The 19188-nt window shown below is 70.6% G+C and carries 14 protein-coding genes, 2 tRNA genes and 1 pseudogene; 10 read left to right on the forward strand and 7 right to left on the reverse strand.

The features are described 5' to 3' along the window. Positions 1–139: 139 nt before the first annotated feature. A pseudogene (locus ACGFIM_RS19215) lies at positions 140–1252 on the forward strand (recombinase family protein); the annotation flags it as partial. Positions 1253–1300: 48 nt separating this feature from the next. Here ACGFIM_RS19215 and ACGFIM_RS19220 read toward each other — a convergent pair. Together ACGFIM_RS19220 and ACGFIM_RS19225 are read right to left on the reverse strand one after the other, a co-directional pair. Continuing rightward, positions 1301–1588: a hypothetical protein gene (locus ACGFIM_RS19220; RefSeq protein WP_393201947.1), complete on the reverse strand. Its 288-nt coding sequence runs from the start codon at positions 1586–1588 to the stop codon at positions 1301–1303. Between the two features lie 208 nt (positions 1589–1796). Further along, positions 1797–1882, reverse strand: a tRNA-Leu gene (locus tag ACGFIM_RS19225). Positions 1883–2553: 671 nt separating this feature from the next. Here ACGFIM_RS19225 and ACGFIM_RS19230 point away from each other — a divergent pair. Next, entirely contained in the window at positions 2554–3090 is a 537-nt protein-coding gene (locus tag ACGFIM_RS19230) for a hypothetical protein (RefSeq protein WP_393201949.1), read from the forward strand. A 377-nt stretch (positions 3091–3467) separates the two neighbouring features. Then, a complete protein-coding gene (locus tag ACGFIM_RS19235; RefSeq protein WP_393201951.1) occupies positions 3468–5591 on the forward strand; it encodes a chaplin family protein in 2124 nt (707 codons plus the stop codon). Between the two features lie 370 nt (positions 5592–5961). Here ACGFIM_RS19235 and ACGFIM_RS19240 read toward each other — a convergent pair whose 3' ends face one another. Next, the gene (locus tag ACGFIM_RS19240; protein WP_393201953.1) at positions 5962–6135 is read right to left on the reverse strand and encodes a DUF5703 family protein; all 174 of its coding nucleotides are present in this window, start codon (positions 6133–6135) and stop codon (positions 5962–5964) included. 208 nt (positions 6136–6343) lie between these two features. Between ACGFIM_RS19240 and topA the strand changes: the two genes are divergently transcribed. The 4 genes from topA to tmk all read left to right on the forward strand — a co-directional run bounded on the left by topA (position 6344) and on the right by tmk (position 13278). After that, positions 6344–9049 carry a type I DNA topoisomerase gene (gene topA / locus ACGFIM_RS19245; protein ID WP_393201955.1) on the forward strand — a complete coding sequence of 902 codons (2706 nt, stop codon included), beginning with the start codon at positions 6344–6346 and terminating at the stop codon, positions 9047–9049. A gap of 54 nt (positions 9050–9103) precedes the next feature. Further along, entirely contained in the window at positions 9104–10459 is a 1356-nt protein-coding gene (locus tag ACGFIM_RS19250) for a metallophosphoesterase (RefSeq protein WP_393201957.1), read from the forward strand. 74 nt (positions 10460–10533) lie between these two features. After that, a complete protein-coding gene (locus ACGFIM_RS19255; RefSeq protein WP_393201959.1) occupies positions 10534–11094 on the forward strand; it encodes a helix-turn-helix transcriptional regulator in 561 nt (186 codons plus the stop codon). A 138-nt stretch (positions 11095–11232) separates the two neighbouring features. Beyond that, positions 11233–13278 (forward strand): dTMP kinase, encoded by a 2046-nt coding sequence (tmk, locus tag ACGFIM_RS19260; protein WP_393201961.1) that lies wholly within the window; start codon positions 11233–11235, stop codon positions 13276–13278. Here the strand turns inward: tmk and ACGFIM_RS19265 are convergent. The 4 genes from ACGFIM_RS19265 to ACGFIM_RS19280 form a co-directional block, all read right to left on the reverse strand. Next, positions 13199–14422, reverse strand: coding sequence for a hypothetical protein (locus tag ACGFIM_RS19265; RefSeq protein ID WP_393201963.1), 1224 nt, complete (start codon positions 14420–14422; stop codon positions 13199–13201). The two genes, tmk and ACGFIM_RS19265, sit on opposite strands and share 80 nt — an antisense overlap. Continuing rightward, positions 14419–14958, reverse strand: coding sequence for a DUF6879 family protein (locus tag ACGFIM_RS19270; protein WP_393201965.1), 540 nt, complete (start codon positions 14956–14958; stop codon positions 14419–14421). The genes ACGFIM_RS19265 and ACGFIM_RS19270 overlap by 4 nt, the downstream gene beginning before the upstream one ends. Before the next feature lie 91 nt (positions 14959–15049). Then, positions 15050–15175: a hypothetical protein gene (locus tag ACGFIM_RS19275; RefSeq protein WP_364064120.1), complete on the reverse strand. Its 126-nt coding sequence runs from the start codon at positions 15173–15175 to the stop codon at positions 15050–15052. 65 nt (positions 15176–15240) lie between these two features. Next, a complete protein-coding gene (locus ACGFIM_RS19280) occupies positions 15241–16302 on the reverse strand; it encodes a HesA/MoeB/ThiF family protein (protein ID WP_393201968.1) in 1062 nt (353 codons plus the stop codon). Positions 16303–16389: 87 nt separating this feature from the next. Between ACGFIM_RS19280 and ACGFIM_RS19285 the strand changes: the two genes are divergently transcribed. From ACGFIM_RS19285 to ACGFIM_RS19295, 3 genes are all read left to right on the forward strand, one after another. Further along, positions 16390–17562, forward strand: coding sequence for a DNA polymerase III subunit delta' (locus ACGFIM_RS19285; protein ID WP_393201970.1), 1173 nt, complete (start codon positions 16390–16392; stop codon positions 17560–17562). 161 nt (positions 17563–17723) lie between these two features. Next, complete coding sequence (locus ACGFIM_RS19290) at positions 17724–18551, forward strand: stage 0 sporulation family protein (RefSeq protein WP_393201972.1); 828 nt, start codon at positions 17724–17726, stop codon at positions 18549–18551. 138 nt (positions 18552–18689) lie between these two features. Then, positions 18690–18763: transfer RNA gene (locus ACGFIM_RS19295), tRNA-Thr, on the forward strand. Positions 18764–19188 lie beyond the last annotated feature (425 nt).

The following is a 19188-nucleotide window of genomic DNA, read 5'->3' on the forward strand; positions in this document are numbered from 1 at the left end:
ACCCAACCGACTCCCCACGTTGTCTTGCCGAGCGGACCTCCCCGCCTCACGCCTGGCGCCGCTTCGGAACTGCTCGCCATCCTGTTAGAGGCCCATCATCACCTCCAGACCAGCCACCCGGACGCGGCCTGAGGAACCCATGAACACGATCCCCTTCGCCTTCTACGGCCGGGTCTCCACTGAGGACAACCAGGACCCCCAGTCCTCACGGGCCTGGCAGATCACCCGCTCCCGCGCGCTCATCGAGCCGCGCGGGGGCGTGATCGTCGCCGAGTTCTTCGACATCGACAAGTCCCGTTCGATTCCTTGGCAGCGCCGCCCGCACGCGGCGGCGCTGCTCGCCGAGCTGCGTAACCCCGATCGAGGCTTCGGCGCGGTGGTGATCGGCGAGCCACACCGAGCCTTCTACGGCAACCAGTACAGCCTCACCTACCCAGTCTTCGAGCACTTCGGAGTCCAGCTCTGGGTGCCCGAGGTGGGCGGCCCCATCGACCCGGCCAACGAGGCCCATGACCTGGTCATGAGCGTGTTCGGCGGCATGAGCAAGGGCGAGCGCAATCGCATCAAGATCCGCGTGCGCAGTGCCATGTCCGCCCAAGCTCAGATGGAAGGCCGCTTCCTCGGTGGCCGGCCACCCTACGGCTACCGGCTGGCCGATGCCGGGCCCCACCCCAACCCCGCCAAGGCCGCCGACGGCAAGCGTGCTCACCGACTGGAACTCGATCCCGCCGCCGCGCCCGTGGTGGAAGAGATCTTCGCCGCCTTCCTCGACGGCTACGGCCTGTTCGCCATAGCCGAGAGGCTTACCCGCAACGGGGTCCCGAGCCCGTCGGCGCACGACCCGGCCCGGAACCGTCACCGCTCCGGCATCGCCTGGTCCAAGAGCGCGGTGCGTGCCATCTTGACCAATCCTCGTTACGTGGGCCATCAGGTGTGGAACCGGCAGGGTAAGCACGAGGTCCTCATGAACGTGGATGACGTGAGCCTGGGCCACACCACGAGACTCAGGTGGAACGACAAGGAGGACTGGGTCTGGTCGGAACAGGTCGTTCATCCGCCGATCGTGTCCAAGGAGGACTTCGACGCCGTTCAGACGACGCTGGCCGGGCGGGGCAACCGCCACACGGACAAGACCCGCAAGCGCACCCCGAAGCCGTACCAGCTTCGAGGGCTGCTGTACTGCGGCATCTGCGACCGCAGGATGCAGGGCCAATGGGTCAACGACGCGCCCTACTACCGCTGCGCCTTCCCGGAGGAGTACGCCCTGGCCAACCGCGTCATGCATCCCCGCAACGTCTATCTACGGGAAGACCGTGTGGTCCCGCGACTCGACCGCTGGCTCGGCCGGCTGTTCGCGCCGCACCGAGTCGATCAGACTCTCGACCTTCTGGTTGCCGCGCAGGATCTGGCCCCGCCCGAGGCCCAAGCCCTCGTCGTGGCACGCCGTCAGATCGCCGAGTGCGATCGCAAGCTCGCCCAGCATCGCGCGGCCCTTGAGTCGGGCGCAGACCCGGCTCTGGTCACCGGCTGGATTCAGGAGGAGCTCGCTCGTAAGAAAGCGGCCCAGCAACGGCTGAGCAACGCGCACGTGCGGCCTCAGAAGCGGCTGGGACGCGATGAGCTGGCGGAGATCACACACAGACTCGGAGACATGGTGCGAGTGCTCTCGAACGCCGACCCGCTCCGCAAGGCGAAAATCTACGCGGAGATCGGCCTGCGGCTGACCTACCATCCCTCAAAACAGAAAGTCCTGGTCACGTCTGCTCGTGACCAGGACCCCATAGTGCACCGGTACGTGTCCGAGGGGGGACTTGAACCCCCATGCCCATCACTGGGCACTAGCACCTCAAGCTAGCGCGTCTGCCTATTCCGCCACCCGGACTTGGTGCCTGCACGCGGGACCGTCATCTCGCGTCGGCTCCGTAAGGTTAGCAAACTCTGAGCACTGCGTCATACCGAGAACCCGCGGACGCGTCGTCCTTGGGCGGGCGGGGGCTCCGGAGGGGGTTCCGCACGGAGTGCACGGAGCGCACGGAGCGCAGGAACGGCAGTTCATTTCCCCAGGGTTCCGGAATGCGTCGGCGGACCTATGAGCCGCCGGTAGCTCGTTCTGCCCAACGTCGGCCATCCGGTCTTCCTCTGCGGTGTGGACAGCCGCGCCGGGCAGGAGGGGGCAGCCGGGCATCTGAGCGGGACTTCGCGGGGGCGTGCGGATTCAGGCGAGCCGGGTGGGTCTGGGGGCTCGGCGGGATGGGGTGGGGGAGGGCTTGGGATGGGGGGTTCGTGGGGTGTGGGGGAGGAGGTTGTGGGGGTTCGGGCGGGTCTGCGTGCGGGGGCGTTGGGGATTTTCTGGCTGTCGGCTGAAAAGCGCTTGCGGCAACCTTGGGTACTGCTACGGTTACGGACCGTTGAGGGGTGAGTCCACGGACCGGCCTCACGATGTGGGGCCGGTTCTGGAGCTTGGAGGGCACTATGACGCGCGTGGCGGAAAGGCCGGCGGGGGCTGCGGCCCCGGCTGCCCGCCGCCCGCGTGTCGCCGCACCGACGCAGGGCGTGACCATCGACCGGGCGGACCGGATGGCGCGGTTCGCGGCCGGCGCCCGGCGTATCGCCCTTCGGGCGGCCGCCACCGGGGCCCTTGTGGCCGCCGGCTGGCTGTTCGCCGTTCTGTTCGGCATGCTCACCGCCGCTCCGGCGGCCGCGGACTCCACCGCGGTGACAGGAGCGGCAGCTCAAGCTTCGGAGACCGGCTCAGTCGATGAGACCGCGTCCCACGCTCATCACTCGCTCATCAGCCCCGATGGCGTGGCGGCGTCCGACAACGCCGAGGCCATGGCGGGGCGCACGGTCGACGGGCTCAACAGCCAGCGGGATCCTGGCCTGCCGTCACCGTCCGACGCCAACAAGATCCTGGACACCGATGGTCTGGTGCCCAACGGCGGTGGTAACGGGCCGTTCGGCCCGGTTGCAGGGGACGTCGCGAGGTCCGTTTTCGACCCGCGGCTCGAGGGCGGTCGCGCACCTTCGGCGCGCCTGCTTCCCCCCGTCGTCCGCACAGCGGCGGACGACCCTTCCTTCTCACCTGACTGATCCCGCGTAGGTCCGGGGCGCGGACCGGCATCGAGCCCGGCCGCCCCGGACGGCGAAGCGCGCGGTCTCCCGGATCCGGAGCCGGTGCCGCTTCCAGTACGGAGAACGCGGCGGACAAGCGTGGCGCCTCGATCGACAAGCGCCATGACGCACGGCCACGACGTGGGTCCATCACGTCCCGACATGCCGAGCGCCGCACGCGGGTGACAGCAACGTCAGTTCACACCGGTTCGCGAAGCCCTGGGGCTCTCCCGCTGCACGCGGTCACAACGCGTGAAACGTACGGCACAGAGACAAACCAGAACGCTGTGCCAGGTCCCGGGCGAGGCCGCGAGACCGATCAAGTACATCCCCCCAAAATCACTAGGAGCATTCTCATGCGTACGTGGGCGAAGGCATCGAGCCCTGCGGCTCTGCTGGCCGTGGCCGTCATGTCGTTCGGCGGCGGCACCGCGCTCGCCGACACCTCCGGCAACGGGTCCGTCGGCGGCGGCAACCAGGTCGATCTGCCGATCTCGCTGCCGATCGACATCAGCGGCAACTCGATCGCGGCCATCGGTAAGTCGGAGGCCGCCTCGCGGGGCGGCGCCGAGGTCATCGACACCCGCGGCGGCGGCATCCCCAACAAGACGTCGGGCAACGGCAGCGTGCTGGGCGGCAACCAGGTCAACGCGCCGATCAGCGTCCCGATCAACGCCTGCGGCAACGCCGTCTCGCTGATCGGCAAGTCCGACGCCGGCTGCCAGGGCGGCGCCACGGTCCGCACCTCCGGCAAGGGCGGGGCCGGCGGCAACCGTACGTCCGGTGACGGCAGCGTGCTGGGCGGCAACCAGATCACCGCGCCCATCTCGGCCCCGATCAACGCCTGTGGCAACGCGGTGGCGATCTTCGGTGACGCGACCGCCGGCTGCAAGGGCGGCGCGACCGTGCGCAACACCGGCAAGGGGGTGGGCGGCAACCGCACGTCCGGCAACGGCAGCGTCCTCGGCGGCAACCAGGTGGTGGCGCCCATCAGCGTGCCGATCACGATCTGCGGCAACTCGGTCGCGGCGGTGGGCCGGGCGTTCGCCGGCTGCCAGGGCGGCTCGTCCGTCACCACCGGCGGGCCCGGCAAGCGCTACCAGGCGGGGCACCGCAAGCCCGGCTCGACGGGCAACGACACCGACGGGCGTTTCGGGGTCGGCAGCGGCAACCAGGTCATCGCGCCGATCACGCTGCCGGTCGACGTCTGCGGCAACGCCGTGGGCAACGCGGCGGCCGGGTGCCGCGGCGGTGCCACGGTCCACCAGTCGGGCTCCGGCGGCAACCGTACGTCCGGCAGGGGCGGCGTGCTGAGCGGCAACCAGGTCGTGGCGCCGGTCACCGCGCCCATCAACGTCTGCGGCAACGCGGTGGCGGTGCTCGGGCACGCGTTCGCCGGGTGCAAGGGCGGCGCGACGGCGAAGACCCCGGCGAAGGGCGCGGGCGGCAACCGTACGTCCGGCGCGGGCGGCGTGCTGTCCGGCAACCAGGTCGTGGCGCCGATCACGGCCCCGATCAACGCCTGCGGCAACGCGGCCGCCGTGCTCGGCCTGTCGCGTGCGGGCTGCCAGGGCGGCGCGTCGGTGCACCAGTCCGGCAAGGGGGCGGGCGGCAACCGTACTTCGGGCAGGGGCGGCGTGCTGAGCGGCAACCAGGTGGTCGCGCCGATCACCGCGCCGGTCAACGTCTGCGGCAACGCCGCCGCGGTCCTCGGTGACGCGGCCGCCGGGTGCCTCGGCGGCTCCCGGGTCGGCAAGCCCGTCCAGCACGGGCCCAGCAAGTACGACCACTTCGCGCGCACCACCACGAAGGTCGCGGCCACCAAGGGCGGCGGGATGCTGCCGGTCGCTCCCGCCCTGCCGGTGCTGGGCGACGCCCAGAACGTCGGCGCCGCGGCGGCCGGGCTGACCAGGCACCTGCCCGCCACCGAAGTCACCAAGCACCTTCCCGGCGGGGGCGACCTGAGCGGGTTCACGCGGCACGTCCAGGGCGTCGGCAACGTCAAGGAGGCGACCGGGCCCGCCAAGGGCGTCGCCACGCAGCTCCCCGTCGTCGACGACATCTCCAAGACCCTCGGCCTGCCCGCGCTCCCCGAGCTGCCCGGCCTGACCCAGGCCCCGGCCACCCCGGCGAAGCGGGTCGCCACGCCGCCGAAGCGCAGGGCACACCACGCCGCCGTCGCCGGCGGCAAGCGTTCCGCTTCGACCGCCGACCGCAAGCGCGGCACCGCTTCGTCGAGCCCGGTCTCGGCGCTCGCCCCGGCGACGGACCTCGTCGCCTCCACCCCGGCAGGCAGCGCCGTCGCGTCGGCCACCCGCAGCCTGCCGATCGGTGACATCGGCCTCATGAGCGCCGAGCAGCCGGCCGGCGTCACCGGAATGAACAGCGGCTCCCTGCTCGCCCTCGCGTTCGGCGGCATGCTGGCCGCCGCCGCGACGCTGTTCGCTTCGGCCCGCCGGTTCCGGTTCGGCCGTAAGTAACAGAAAGGCGGCTGTCATCGGAGGTAGTTCGAGGTTCACCGGCTACCTGGCGTGAAGCACTTTGCCCGTTCCGGGGGCGCGGCCCGGGACGGGCAAAGTCATGCCCGCGGGGTGGCCGGCCAGAGCGGGCGAAGTCGCACCCGCGGCGGGCAATGGCGGGTCCGCGGTTGTGGCCTGGAGGTAGGCCGGTGGCGGGTCTGTGGTTGTGGCCTGGAGGTGGGCAATGGCAGGCCCGCGGTGGGCACCCGCGGGCGAAGGCGGGCCCGCGGCGTGCCGCCTGAGGCCGTCCGTAAAGGGGCCGGCCGGACGGGCGAAAACGTCCGTGCGAGCAGTGACGCCCGTCACGTGTCAGCCGCCTGCGGCGGCCGGGTCAGGCGCGCAGCGTGCTCCGGACGCGCATGACCTTCCTGCGCAGGCGTACGTGCCGGCTGCCGTCGGGGTGCACTCGGACGCGGGCGAGCTCCCACTGCCCGTACTCGGCGTGTTCGGTCAGCAGCTGACGTGCTGCTTCGCGAGTGAGATCGCGCGGAATGAAGATATCCATGTAGGAGTAGTCGAGCACAACGATTAGTCTCCATGTGAGTCAGGGCGCCATGCCGCTCGATGGGCCTTATTCTGCGTGCTTGTGGGTGGACCCGGAAGGTAGTGGGTAGCCCCGGGGGAAGGAAAATTCCGCGAGTCGGGTTACCTTTCAGTCTGTGCCGACTCCCGGCAGGGGGATTTTGCAAGCGAACAGCGAGGTAGGAAGCAGCGTGCCAGCCAAGAACGGCAGCGCCGGCGGAACACGCCTGGTGATCGTCGAGTCGCCCGCCAAGGCGAAGACGATCGCCGGGTACCTGGGGCGCGGCTACATCGTCGAATCGAGCATCGGTCACATCCGCGACCTGCCGGAGAAGGCCGATGACATCCCCGACAAGTACAAGGGGGCGCCCTGGGCACGCCTCGGCGTGAACGTCGAGCAGGGGTTCGAGCCGCTGTACGTCGTCAACCCCGACAAGCGTTCTCAGGTGGCCAAGCTGCGTCAGCTGCTCAAGGACGCCGACGAGCTCTACCTCGCCACTGACGAGGACCGCGAGGGCGAGGCCATCGCCTGGCACCTGCGCGAGGTGCTCAAGCCGAAGGTCCCCGTCCACCGCATGGTCTTCCACGAGATCACCCCCCAGGCCATCCGCGAGGCCGTGGCCAACCCGCGCGATCTCAACCTCCGCCTGGTCGACGCCCAGGAGACGCGCCGCATCCTCGACCGGCTGTACGGCTACGAGGTCAGCCCCGTGCTGTGGAAGAAGGTCAAGCCGAAGCTGTCGGCGGGCCGGGTGCAGTCGGTGGCGACGCGGCTCGTGGTCGAGCGCGAGCGCGAGCGCATCGCGTTCACCCCTGCCCACTATTGGGACCTGCAGGCGCTGTTCGACACCGGCAAGGCCGAGGAGCGGCCGCGCGACTTCACCGCCACGCTGACCACGGTCGACGGCAAGCGGGTGGCCCAGGGCCGCGACTTCGCGAGCACCGGGCAGCTCAAGGGCGGCGCCGACGTGCTGCACCTGTCGGAGCAGGCCGCGGGCGAGCTGGCCGGGCGGCTGTCGGGCGCCTCGTTCACGGTGAGGACGGTCGAGCGCAAGCCGTACACGCGCAAGCCGTACGCACCTTTCCGCACGACCACGCTGCAGCAGGAGGCCAGCAGGAAGCTGGGCTTCTCGGCGAAGTACACGATGCAGGTGGCGCAGCGGCTGTACGAGAACGGCTTCATCACCTACATGCGTACCGACAGCATCACGCTGTCGGAGACGGCGGTGGCCGCCGCACGGTCGCAGGCGATCAAGCTGTACGGCCCCGACTACGTGCCCGCCAAGCCGCGCGTCTACTCCAGCAAGGTCAAGAGCGCCCAGGAGGCGCACGAGGCGATCAGACCGGCGGGTGAGGAGTTCCGCACGCCGGGCGAGACCGGTCTTTCCGGCGACATGTTCCGGCTGTACGAGCTGATCTGGCAGCGTACGGTCTCGTCGCAGATGAAGGACGCGGTCGGCGAGTCGATCAGCGTGAAGGTGGGCGGCAGGTCGTCGTCCGGTGAGGACGTCGAGTTCAGCGCGTCCGGCAGGACCATCACGTTCTACGGGTTCCTCAAGGCGTACGTCGAGGGCGCCGACGACCCGTCGACCGACCGCGACGACTCCGAGAAGCGGCTGCCCAACCTGGAGGAGGGCGACCCGCTCAGCGTGAGCCGCCTCGACGTGGCCGGCCACTCCACCAAGCCGCCCGCGCGCTACACCGAGGCGTCGCTGGTCAAGGAGCTGGAGGACCGCGAGATCGGGCGGCCGTCCACGTACGCCTCGATCATCGGCACCATCCTCGACCGGGGCTATGTGTTCAAGAAGGGCACGGCGCTGGTGCCGTCGTTCCTGGCGTTCGCCGTGGTCAATCTGCTGGAGCGGCATTTCGGCAACCTCGTCGACTACGACTTCACCGCCGAAATGGAGAAGGTGCTCGACGACATCGCCAACGACCGGGCCGAGCGGGTGCCGGAGCTGCGGCGTTTCTATTACGGCTCCGACGGCGACGAGGGCCTGAAGGAGATGGTGACCGATCTCGGCGAGATCGACGCCAAGGAGATCAGCTCGTTCCCGATCAAGGGCACCGACATCGTGCTGCGGGTCGGCCGGTACGGCCCCTATCTCGAACGCGACGGCGCCAGGGTCAACGTCCCGGAGGACATGACGCCCGACGAGCTGACGGCGGAGAAGGCCGAGGAGCTGTTCTCGCGGCCGACCGGCGACCGGGAGCTGGGGCATGACCCGGTGACCGGTCACCTGATCGTGGCCAAGGACGGGCGTTACGGGCCTTACGTGACGGAGGTGCTGCCGGAGCCGGCGGCCGACGAGGACGCGCCCAAGAAGCGGACGAAGAAGGCCGATGCGCCCAAGCCCCGTACGGCGTCGCTGTTCAAGTCGATGTCCCTGGACACGATCACTCTGGAGGACGCGCTCAAGCTGCTGTCGATCCCGCGGGTCGTCGGCGAGCTGGAGGGCGAGGAGGTCGTGGCGCACAACGGGAAGTTCGGCCCGTACCTGAAGAAGGGCAGCGACTCCCGCTCGCTCGCCTCCGAGGAAGAGCTGCTGACGGTCACGATCGAGCAGGCCAAGGAGCTGTTCGCGCAGCCGAAGCAGCGCGGCAGGGGGCGGGCGGCGGCCGCGGCGCCGCTGCGCGAGCTGGGCGACGACCCCAACTCGAAGAAGCCCGTGGTGGTCAAGGAGGGGCGTTTCGGTCCGTACGTGACCGACGGCGAGACCAACGCGTCCCTCCGCAAGGGCGACACGGTCGAGGACATCACGATCGAGCGTGCCGCCGAGCTGCTGGCCGAGCGGCGTGAAAAGGCGCCCGCGCCGAAGAAGACCACGCGCAAGACGGCCGCGAAGAAGACGACGGCGAAGAGCGCGACGGCGAAGAAGACGGCGACCAAGTCATAACGTCGCATTCCCGGCGGTCATCGCGCGGTGGCCGCCGGACGTAGCATCGTCAGTGTGTTCGTCCTGATCTTCGTGGGCGGCGTGCTGCTCGCGCACTTCTACCTCTGGCACCGGCTGGTCCGCGGCACCACCGGGCCGGGCCGGCTGCGCAAGGCGCTGACCTTGGTCTTGGCGCTGCTGCTCGCCGTCCTCGTGGCGACGTTCCTGGGCTCCCGCGTGGGGCTTGACGGCTGGTTCGCCTGGGGCGGCTATGTCTGGCTCGCGGTGATGTTCTACCTGGTGATCATCCTGGCGGTGCTGGAGATCCCGCGGGCCGTCGTGGGGGCGGTGCTGCGCAGGCGGGCGCGCTCTGAGGCGAGGCCGCGCGCGGCCGTCGCCGAGACGGTTCCCGCCGCCGCGCCGGTGACGGTGCCCGAGCAGGCCGGCGGCGGGCTGTCCGAGAACGGCGCGCGTTCGGATGAGGGCGGGCTGTCCGAGAACGGCGCGCGGCCGGATGGCGGCGGGTCGCCCGGGAACGGCGCGCGTTCGGATGACGGCGGGCCGCCCGAGGGCGGCGCGCGGCCGGCGGCGGGCGAGATGAGCAGGCGGCTCTTCCTCGGGCGGGCCACCGCCGCGATCGCCGGGGTCAGCGCGGTCGGCACGGTCGCGTACGGCATGACGAGCGCGCTCGGCGACCCCGTGATCGAACCGGTCGAGATCACTCTGCCGAAGCTCGACCCGCGGCTGAACGGCCTGCGCTTCGCCGTCGTCAGCGACATCCATCTCGGGCCGCTGACCGGGATCGGGCACACCGAGCGCATCGTCCGCATGATCAACGGACTTGAGGCCGACGTGGTGGCGATCGTGGGCGACCTGGTGGACGGCTCGGTCGCCAGGCTCGGCCGGCTGGCGCGGCCCCTGAAGGACCTGGAGTCCCGGTACGGGGCCTTCTTCGTGACCGGCAACCACGAGTACTTCACGCCCGAGGGCCCGCAGGAGTGGATCGAGGAGCTGGACGAGCTGGGCGTCCGCTCGCTGCGTAACGAGCGGGTGGAGATCAGGCACCAGGGGGCCGTGCTCGACCTGGCCGGGGTCAACGACATCGGCGGCGCCTCCATCGGCGACGGCCCCGACTTCGACAAGGCGCTCGGCGGGCGCGAGGAGGGGCGCTCCACGGTGCTGCTCGCGCACCAGCCGATCCAGGTGGCCGAGGCCGCCCGGCACGGCGTCGACCTGCAGCTCTCAGGCCACACCCACGGCGGGCAGATCGCGCCGTTCAACCTGGTCGTGGGGCTGCAGCAGCCGATCGTCTCGGGCCTTGCCACGGTGGACGGCGTGCAGGTGTACGTCACGCGCGGCGCCGGGTTCTGGGGGCCGCCGGTACGCGTGGGAGCGCCGCCGGAGATCACTTTGCTGGAGTTGCGGAGCTGACTTCGGGTAATGAAGTGGTCACGTGACGCTCTGATGGCGTAGAGTATCCGCGCGGATACTCACGGAGGGCGGTCATGGCATCTTCCCCGGTGGAGCGGGCGTTCCGGCAGGAGGTCGCCTCCTGGGCGCGGCGCGGCGGGCAGCTGTTCAAGCAGGCCAGGCGGGCCGCGAGCCTCAATCAGGCGGCGCTGGCCAGCGTGAGCGGCACCTCGCGCACCACGCTGTCGGCCTATGAGCACGGCAGGAAGTCGCCGACGCTGGAGACCGCGGGGCGCATACTCGACGCCGCCGGGTTCGAGCTGGTGCTGCAGGCGAAGGTCGAGTGCACGGCCCGCACGACGAGCGACGGGCGCACGTTCCACGTGCCCAGCCGGTTGCGCCGGCTGCCCGTCGCGGCGGCGCTGGGCGTGGTGCGCGTCGGCGGGCGGTCCTACGATCTGGCCGACCGCGGCGAGCGGCGGGCCGCCTACACCGCGCTGCTGTGCGAGGGCGGGCCCGACGAGCTGCTCGGCCACATCGACGCGGTGCTGCTGATCGACCTGTGGGACGAGCTGGTCCTGCCCGAGGAGATCGCCGCGGCGTGGCGGCCGGTGGTGGCGGCGGCGCGGCAAGAGGCCGGAGTGTCACACCAATGACGCTTTCTGGCACCTATTCGAGGTGGGTCACCTGCGCCCGGCCATGCCGACGTATTACCCTCAGCCACGGACGACCGGGAAGATCCGGGCCGTTCCTTGACCACACCCTTCCGGTCGACACCTGGATACGCTGAAATCATGATTGCCCCTGGCCGGAGCCGCCCGGCCCACGTGCTGGCCAACGCGCCGTTTCGACGGCTCTGGACGGCCATGTCGGTGTGCAGCCTGGGCGACTGGCTCAACCTGCTGGCGCTGACCGCCCTCGCGGGCAACCTCACCCAGGGTGACTACCGTGTGCAGTCGTTGGCCGTCGGCGGCGTCTTCGTCGCCAAGATGCTGCCCGCGGTGCTGCTCGGGCCGCTCGCCGGGGTTTTCGCCGACCGGTTCGACCGGCGGCTGACGATGTTCACGGCCGACCTGCTGAGGTTCGCGGTCGTGCTGTCGATCCCGTTCGTCAACGCCTACCAGTGGGTCATCGTCGCGACCATCCTGGTCGAGTGCGTCAACCTGTTCTGGGTCCCGGCCAAGGACGCGACGGTGCCCAACCTCGTGCCCAAGGCGCAGCTCGAGTCGGCCAACCGGCTCAACCTGCTGGTCACGTACGGCACCGCGCCGGTCGCCGCCATGCTCTTCGCGGCGCTGTCGGTGGCGGGCGACCTCATCGGCGGCCTGCTGCCGTTCCTGCCCGGCCACGGCGCGACCAGCATGGCGCTCATCGTCAACGCCTGCGCCTACCTCGTCTCGGCCGTCCTCATCTTCACCCTGCGCGACATCCCCAAGCGTGACGGGGCGATCTCCACGCCGTCCGTGCTCAAGCAGATCGTCGAGGGCTGGCGGTTCGTGGGCGGCAACCGCGTGGTGCGCGGGCTGATCATCGGCATGCTGGGCGCGTTCGCGGCGGGCGGGGCCGTGGTCGGCGTGGCCAAGATCTACGTCGAGACGCTGGGCGGCGGCGACGCCGCCTACGGCGTGGTGTTCGGCGCCGTCTTCACCGGCATGGCGCTGGGCATGTTCTTCGGGCTCAGGCTGCTGCGCGAGCTGTCGCGGCGGCGGCTGTTCGGGCTGGCCATCACGGTCGCGGGCCTGGTGCTGGTGGCGATCGCGCTGGTGCACAACCTCGCCATCGTGGTCATGCTGACCGTGCTGCTCGGGGCGTGCGCGGGCATCGCCTGGATCATCGGCTACACGCTGATCGGCCTCGAGGTCGAAGACGCGCTGCGCGGGCGCACGTTCGCGTTCCTGCAGTCCACGGCCAGGGTGACGCTGCTGTTCGTGGTGGCCGTGGCCAACCCGCTGGCGGCGCTGTTCGGGGTCCACGTCCTCGGCCTGGGGCAGTTCAGCTACCGCTTCGACGGCACCAACCTCGTGCTGGTGATCGCCGGCGCGCTGGCGATGGTGGTCGGCGTGCTGGCGCTGCGCCACATGGACGACAGGAAGGGCGTCCCGCTCGCCGCCGACCTGATCGCGGCGCTGCGCGGCCAGCGCTACCCCACCCAGGCGGCCGAGCAGGTGCCGGGGCTGTTCATCGCCTTCGAGGGCGGCGAGGGATCGGGCAAGACCACCCAGGCGCGGGTGATCGCCATCTGGCTGCGCGACCAGGGCTACGACGTCGTGCAGACGCGCGAGCCCGGCGCCACCAAGATCGGCATGCGGCTGCGCGCCATCCTGCTCGACGCCGCAGAGCGCGGCCTGTCGGCGCGGGCCGAGGCGCTGCTGTACGCCGCCGACCGGGCCGAGCACGTCGAGAAGGTGATCAGGCCGGCGCTGTACCGGGGCTCGCTCGTGGTGACCGACCGCTACGTCGACTCCTCGCTGGCCTACCAGGGGGCCGGGCGGACCCTCGACCCCGAGGACGTCTCCAAGATCAACGCCTGGGCGACCGGCGGGCTGGTGCCCCACCTGACCGTGCTCATCGACACCCCGCCCGAGGTGGGCCTGGCCCGGCTGGGCGGCGCCGCCGACCGCATCGAGTCCGAGCCGCTCGAGTTCCACGAGCGCGTACGCAAGGAGTTCCGCGCGCTGGCGGCGGCGTCCCCCGACCGCTATCTCGTGGTCGACGGCACGCTGCCGCAGGAGACGATCACCCGGCAGATCCAGGACCGGATCAGGGAGATCCTGCCCGACCCGGTTCCTCGCGAGGCCGAGGACGCCACGGGCACCATGCCCGCCATCCGCGACTGGTGAGCCAGGCCCTGACCCGCCGCCCGTGGGCGCGCCACCAGGTGCGCAGCCACAGCAGTTCGGGCGCTACGACGAGGACCAGCACGACGAGCGCCTCGGCCATGGCCAGGGGATCGTCCGCGTGCAGCAGGTGTTGCGCCGCCTGCGCGATCAGCGTGCCCAGCAAGGGCAGCATCACCAGCGCGGCCAGCGCCAGGCAGGCGAGGGTGCCGGCGGCCTGGAGCAGCGCGTAGCAGCGCACGGCGGCCCGTTCGCGGGGCGGCAGGCCGTTCAGCGTGCCGCGCCTGCCGCGCGCCAGGGCGAGCACGTACGCGCGGCCGTCGCCGTAGAGGTTGCGGCACCGGGTGAGGTCCTGCAGCAGGAAGTACAGGTCGGTACGCGTGAAAACCAGCAGCTGGTAGGCCACGCGGGCGAGCTGGATGAGGATGATCCACGCGGCGAGCGGATGCGGCCCGGCGACGTACGACCAGGTCAGAGCCGCGCCGCAGACGGCGAGGTCGAGGGCGATGCCGGAGAGGTAGACGGTGACGCGGACCCGGGCGGGAGCCGCCCACACGCCCGAGACGTCGGTCTGGGCGACCAGGAACTGCAGGCGCGTCCCGAGGCTCATCCGCGCGGGCACGCCGGCGGCGCGCGCGGTGACCAGGTGCGCCAGCTCGTGCAGCCCGGTCGTCAGCCAGGCGAGGGCCGTCCACGACAGCAGCACCACGGCGCCGTGCTCGGTCCACAGCGCCGTCCGCAGGTCGGGGAAGACGGCAGGACGGGCGATGAGGCAGGCGATGCCCGCGCAGATCGGCACGAGCAGGGCCAGGTGGAGCGCGGGGTGCAGAGCCCAGCGCAGGTACCGGGGCTCCAGCCGGGGGAAGGTCGGCTGGAGCGGCGGCGGGCTCGCGACCGGGCGTCCGTCGATCTCCGCGACCAGGCCCGCATCCGACAGGTCGGCGACGAACTCCGCCACATCGAGATCGGCGCCGGACTCCGCGAGCAGGCGGGCCCGTACCTCATCGACGTCAAGCCCGTCCTGCAGCAGCCGGATCGCCCGCATGCCCTCATCGGGCACGACGACGAAGTCACCGGAGTCGACGCGCCCGACGATCCACTCCTCGCCGTCCCGGCGGACGCCGAGGGGGTGGAAGGCGACGATCAAGCGCGCCTCGTGCGGGCGCAATAGGCGCGCAGGTCCTCGCCCGCGTCGAACAGGGAGGCGAGGACCGGAACGCAGGGCTCGATGACCTCAGGGTCGGTGATCTTGCGGGCGCCGGTGTGCCGCCCGGCCTCGTCGTACAGCACCTCGTACAGCACGGTCGGGCCGAACAGCACGAGCTCGGGCACCGGGCCGGCGGCCTCGTACGGGCGCACCGCGGAAACCGGCACCACCCGGTTGTTCTCGCCCTCCTCGGCGCGTATCGCCAGCACCTCCAGCTCCCAGCGGAGGTACTGGCTGAGCGGCTCCTCCACCACGCGGATCCGCCGGAAGTCCATCCGGTCGGGATTGTCGGCGCGAAAACCGGGGCGCATCTGGGCCGCCAGTTTCATCGAGCGTTCCCAGTCGCCCTCCAGCATCGCCTGATAGCTGGGGAGATCGCCTTCGTCGAAATGCTGGGCGCGTTCGAGCTTCCACACGATTCCGGCGGCGGCTTCGAACTCCTTGCCGAAGTCGGTTCCGTACTCGGCCGCGTCCATGACGGTCGCGGGTGCGGTTCGCACGCGGCTCAGCACATCACTCATCAAAGCCTCCGAAAGTGCGGGCAGGTCGCCCTGCCCGCAGGTGGATCTAGTTGGAGTTGCCGTGGCTCGGCGTCCACGTGGTCGGCTCGATCTTCTCCAGCCGGCGGACGACGATCTTCTTCTTGCGCGGCTTCTGCTCGTGCTGCGGTTCCTGTGCGGATGTGTTGCTCATGACACTCCTTGTCGAATCGCAGTGAAGAAGGGCAGTTATGAGATTCCCCTCTTTTTCGCTTTAGATCAAGAACAGATTTCGCAGTCGGGTAATGACGGATTGTGCGCGTACACATGTCCGTTCGGATCCAGGAGCGCCACACCGTGGAAATAGCCGGGCGGCGCGGGCATGGTTTCGGTGATGAGCGACAGCACGTCATGGGCGACCAGTTGCCCGGAAAGCCCGGCCGACGCGCCCGTCACACCGGGCCAGGCGTAGTCGGCGCCAGGCTGCGGCGGGATGCCGGCGCGGACGCACTCGAAACAGGGGCCGCCGGGACCGAAGACCCCCACGCTGACGAGGGGGCCGTTGTATCCGCCGGTGACCCAGGGGATGCCCCTGCGGGCGCAGACCCGGTTCGCCCACGTCCGGATGCCGCCCGGCTCGCGCGGATGATCCGCGCACAGCACGAGGACGCCGAACCCGTCGAGGAGCCGGTCCAGATCATCGGGGCCGGTCACCGCGGCCCGCTCCCCGGTGATCTCGATGTCGGAGTTGACCCGGCGCAGCCTGTCCAGCGCCACCTCGACCTTGGGCCGCCCGATGTCCGCCTCGGTGTAGAGCAGCTGCCGGTTGAGGTTGGACAGCTCCACCACGTCCGGATCGACCAGGTGCAGCCGGCCCACCCCCGAGGCGGCCAGCGACCAGGCCGCGTGGCCGCCCGTACCGCCGAGGCCGATGACCAGCACCCGCGCGGCCCTGATCCGCAACTGCGGCTCCCAGCCGTGGTCGCGCGGGGTCAGGTCGATCCAGCGGTAGAAGTCCCTGCTGCGGCTGTAGCGTTCCTTCTCCCGTTCGCTCAGCTCCGGGCAGGGGCCCGGGTCGGCCTCCTCCACATGGCCGGAGGACAGCAGCGTGGCGACGATGTCGCCGGCCTCGTCGACAGTCAGCTCGGGGAAACGCGCGGCGAGCTCGGCGGTGATCTCCTCGGTACGGCGCGTGCCGTCCATGAGCGTCAGCGCGGCCCAGGCCCAGCCGTCGGGGTCCTCGATCTCCGAGGCGATGCCGTACATGACGCCGCCGAGGCGGATGGTGCCGCCGGATGAGCGGCTCGGCGCGTGCTCGGGTTTGACGCGGGGGAAGCGCACTGTTCCGATGGTCGGCAACCGGCCGCCTGAGGTCAAGATCCGGCCGGGCGTACGCACGTGGCGGGCGGCGGCGACTAGCCTTGGGCCGTGACGGTTTTCGATGACCTCGTGGGGCAGGACCAGGCGATCGCCGTGCTGTCGCGGGCCGCGGCCGCGGCCGGAGAGGTCGTCGCGGGCGGGCGCGGCGCGGGCATGACGCACGCCTGGCTGTTCACCGGCCCGCCGGGCGCCGGGCGCGAGGACGCCGCGCGCGCCTTCGCCGCCGCCCTGCTCTGCCCCGACGGCGGCTGCGGCCACTGCGAGCAGTGCCACCAGGTGCTCATCGGCTCGCACCCCGACCTGGAGTCCGTACGCCCCGAGGGGCTGTCGTACAGCGTCAAGCAGACCCGCGAGCTGATCCTGCGCGCGGCCGGCGCGCCCACGCAGGGGCGGTGGCGGGTCATCCTGTTCGAGGACGCCGACCGGGCCACGGAGTCGGCCGCGAACGCCCTGCTCAAGGCCATCGAGGAGCCGCCGCCGCGTACGGTGTGGCTGCTCTGCGCGCCCGCCCCCGACGACCTGATGATCACCATCAGGTCCCGCTGCCGGCTGGTGAACCTCGTCACGCCCACCACCGAGGCCGTCGCCCACGTGCTGGCCACCCGCGACAACGTGCCCTGGGAGACCGCCAGATTCGCCGCCAGGGCCGCGCAGGGCCACATCAGCCGCGCCCGTGCGCTGGCGCTGGACGAGGGCGTCAGGAAGCGGCGTGAGGCCGTACTCGGGATCCCGCGCACGCTCACCGGCGTCGGCGAGTGCATCGCCGCGGCCGAGCGCCTGGTGAAGACCGCCGAGGAGGAGGCCGCCGCCGCCACGGCCGCGCTCAACGAGAGCGAGACGGCCGAGCTGCGCAAGCTGTACGGCGAGGGATCATCAGGCAAGGGGCTCAACCGCGGGCTGGTCCGCGGCGGGGCCGGGGCGCTGAAGGAGCTGGAGGACCGGCAGAAGTCGCGCGCCACCCGCATCAAGCGCGACTCGCTCGACGCCGCCCTGCTGGAGCTCGTGTCGTTCTACCGGGACGTGCTGGCCATGCAGCTCGGGGCGACCCAGGTCGAGCTGGCCAACGACGACCTGCGCTTCGACCTCGACCAGCTCGCCAAGTCGTCCACGCCGGAGGAGACGCTGCGGCGGATCGACGCGATCATGCAGTGCCGCGAACGGCTGGCGGCCAGCGTCAACCCGCAGATGGCCGTCGAGGCGATGATGCTCGCCCTGCGCTGAAAACGCTCGCCCAAGGACGCCTCGGGTCGGCCGAGGGACGGGGGCTTGGGCGGGGGCGGGGTCGCCTTGCCGGGATGCGCACGTAGTGTGGCGGGGAAGGCCATAAGTGATGACCGACCCCGAGGCCGTCAGGAGGCGAGCTCTAGCCCATGGGAATAATCATGGCCGTGAGCTTCACCCGCTACGGGAGGCTCTACTACCTCGACCCCGGCGATCGCACGTACAAGGTGGGCGACAAAGTCCTCGTACCGACCAACGCGGGCCCCGAGGTGGCGGAGTGCGTCTGGGCGCCGCAGTACACGAGCGAGGACATCGAGGGCCTGCCGGTGTGCGCCGGACCGGCCGGCGAAGAGCACCTGTCACGCGACGAGTCGAACAAGCGGCGCCGAGCCGAGGCCCGCAGCGTGTCCAAGCGGCTCATCAAACGGCACTCGCTGCCGATGAAGGTCGTCGGCGTCGACTACCTCGACAAGGACAACGTCTACACCGTCTACTTCTCGGCGCCGCACCGGGTCGACTTCCGCGCCCTCGTACGCGACCTGGCCCGCAACCTCAGGGCCCGGGTCGAGCTGCGCCAGATCGGCCCCCGCGACGAGGCCCGCCTCCAGGGCGGCATCGGCCCCTGCGGCCGCGACCTGTGCTGCGCGACCTTCCTCAAGGACTTCGAGCCGGTCTCCGTACGCATGGCCAAAGACCAGGACCTTCCGGTCAACCCGCTGCGCATCGCCGGCGCCTGCGGCCGCCTCATGTGCTGCCTCAAGTACGAACACCCCCTCTACCAGGAGTTCCGCGCCACGGCCCCCCGCACGGGCACGACGGTCGAGACCCCGGAGGGCCCCGGCACGGTGGTGGGCCACAACGTGCCGTCGGACTCGGTCGTGGTCCGCCTCAACGACGGCGGGCGACGGTGCTCGTGCTCGCGGGCGAGCGTGTGCGGGCCGCGGAAGGCGTACGACTCGACGTACGGGAATGGCGGGGAGCCGGGCTGAAGGCCCGCGGGGCGGGTCCTGGGGCGCGGACGGGCCTTGAGGGCGGCCGCGCGAACTACGGTGCTTTGCGGGGATCGAGCCCGATGGGAGCGAGAACCCCTCAGCCTCCTGTAGACTCTTTCACGCTGCACGGCAGATGCCGCCTTAGCTCAGTCGGCCAGAGCACTTCACTCGTAATGAAGGGGTCTGGGGTTCGAATCCCCAAGGCGGCTCCCAGGTCAGGGGCCCTCCGCGAGGATCGCGGAGGGCCCCTGAGTGTCTAAGTGAGTGACTATCGCTGCCGGATGCCTGTGATCAGTCCACCTGACGCTCCGCCACTGCGTCGTCCAGGACCAGGTGTGTGTGCTGGTTCTTCGCCGTAGCAGCTCCTCACGCGGGTACCGCAGAAGTTCGCCATCCAGCTTTTGATGGCTGGTCTTGCGGAGGCGGCCCCTACCACCCCCGCAAGACCTAGTGGTCAGAGGCTCCAGGAGAACCTCAGTTCCCGGCGTCGCGGCGGGCGAGCATGGCGACGCCGGGAACTGCATCGCCATGCGATTCGAATGTATCCACTCACGTGCACTACCTCCCTCTACGGGGGAACCGTAGCAGTGCATGAACGCATTCGGTGGCGATTTCGCGCATTTCCCGGATGTCA

Origin of the sequence: Nonomuraea sp. NPDC049309 (genome assembly GCF_043196965.1) — a bacterium.
GTDB lineage: Bacteria > Actinomycetota > Actinomycetes > Streptosporangiales > Streptosporangiaceae > Nonomuraea > Nonomuraea fastidiosa.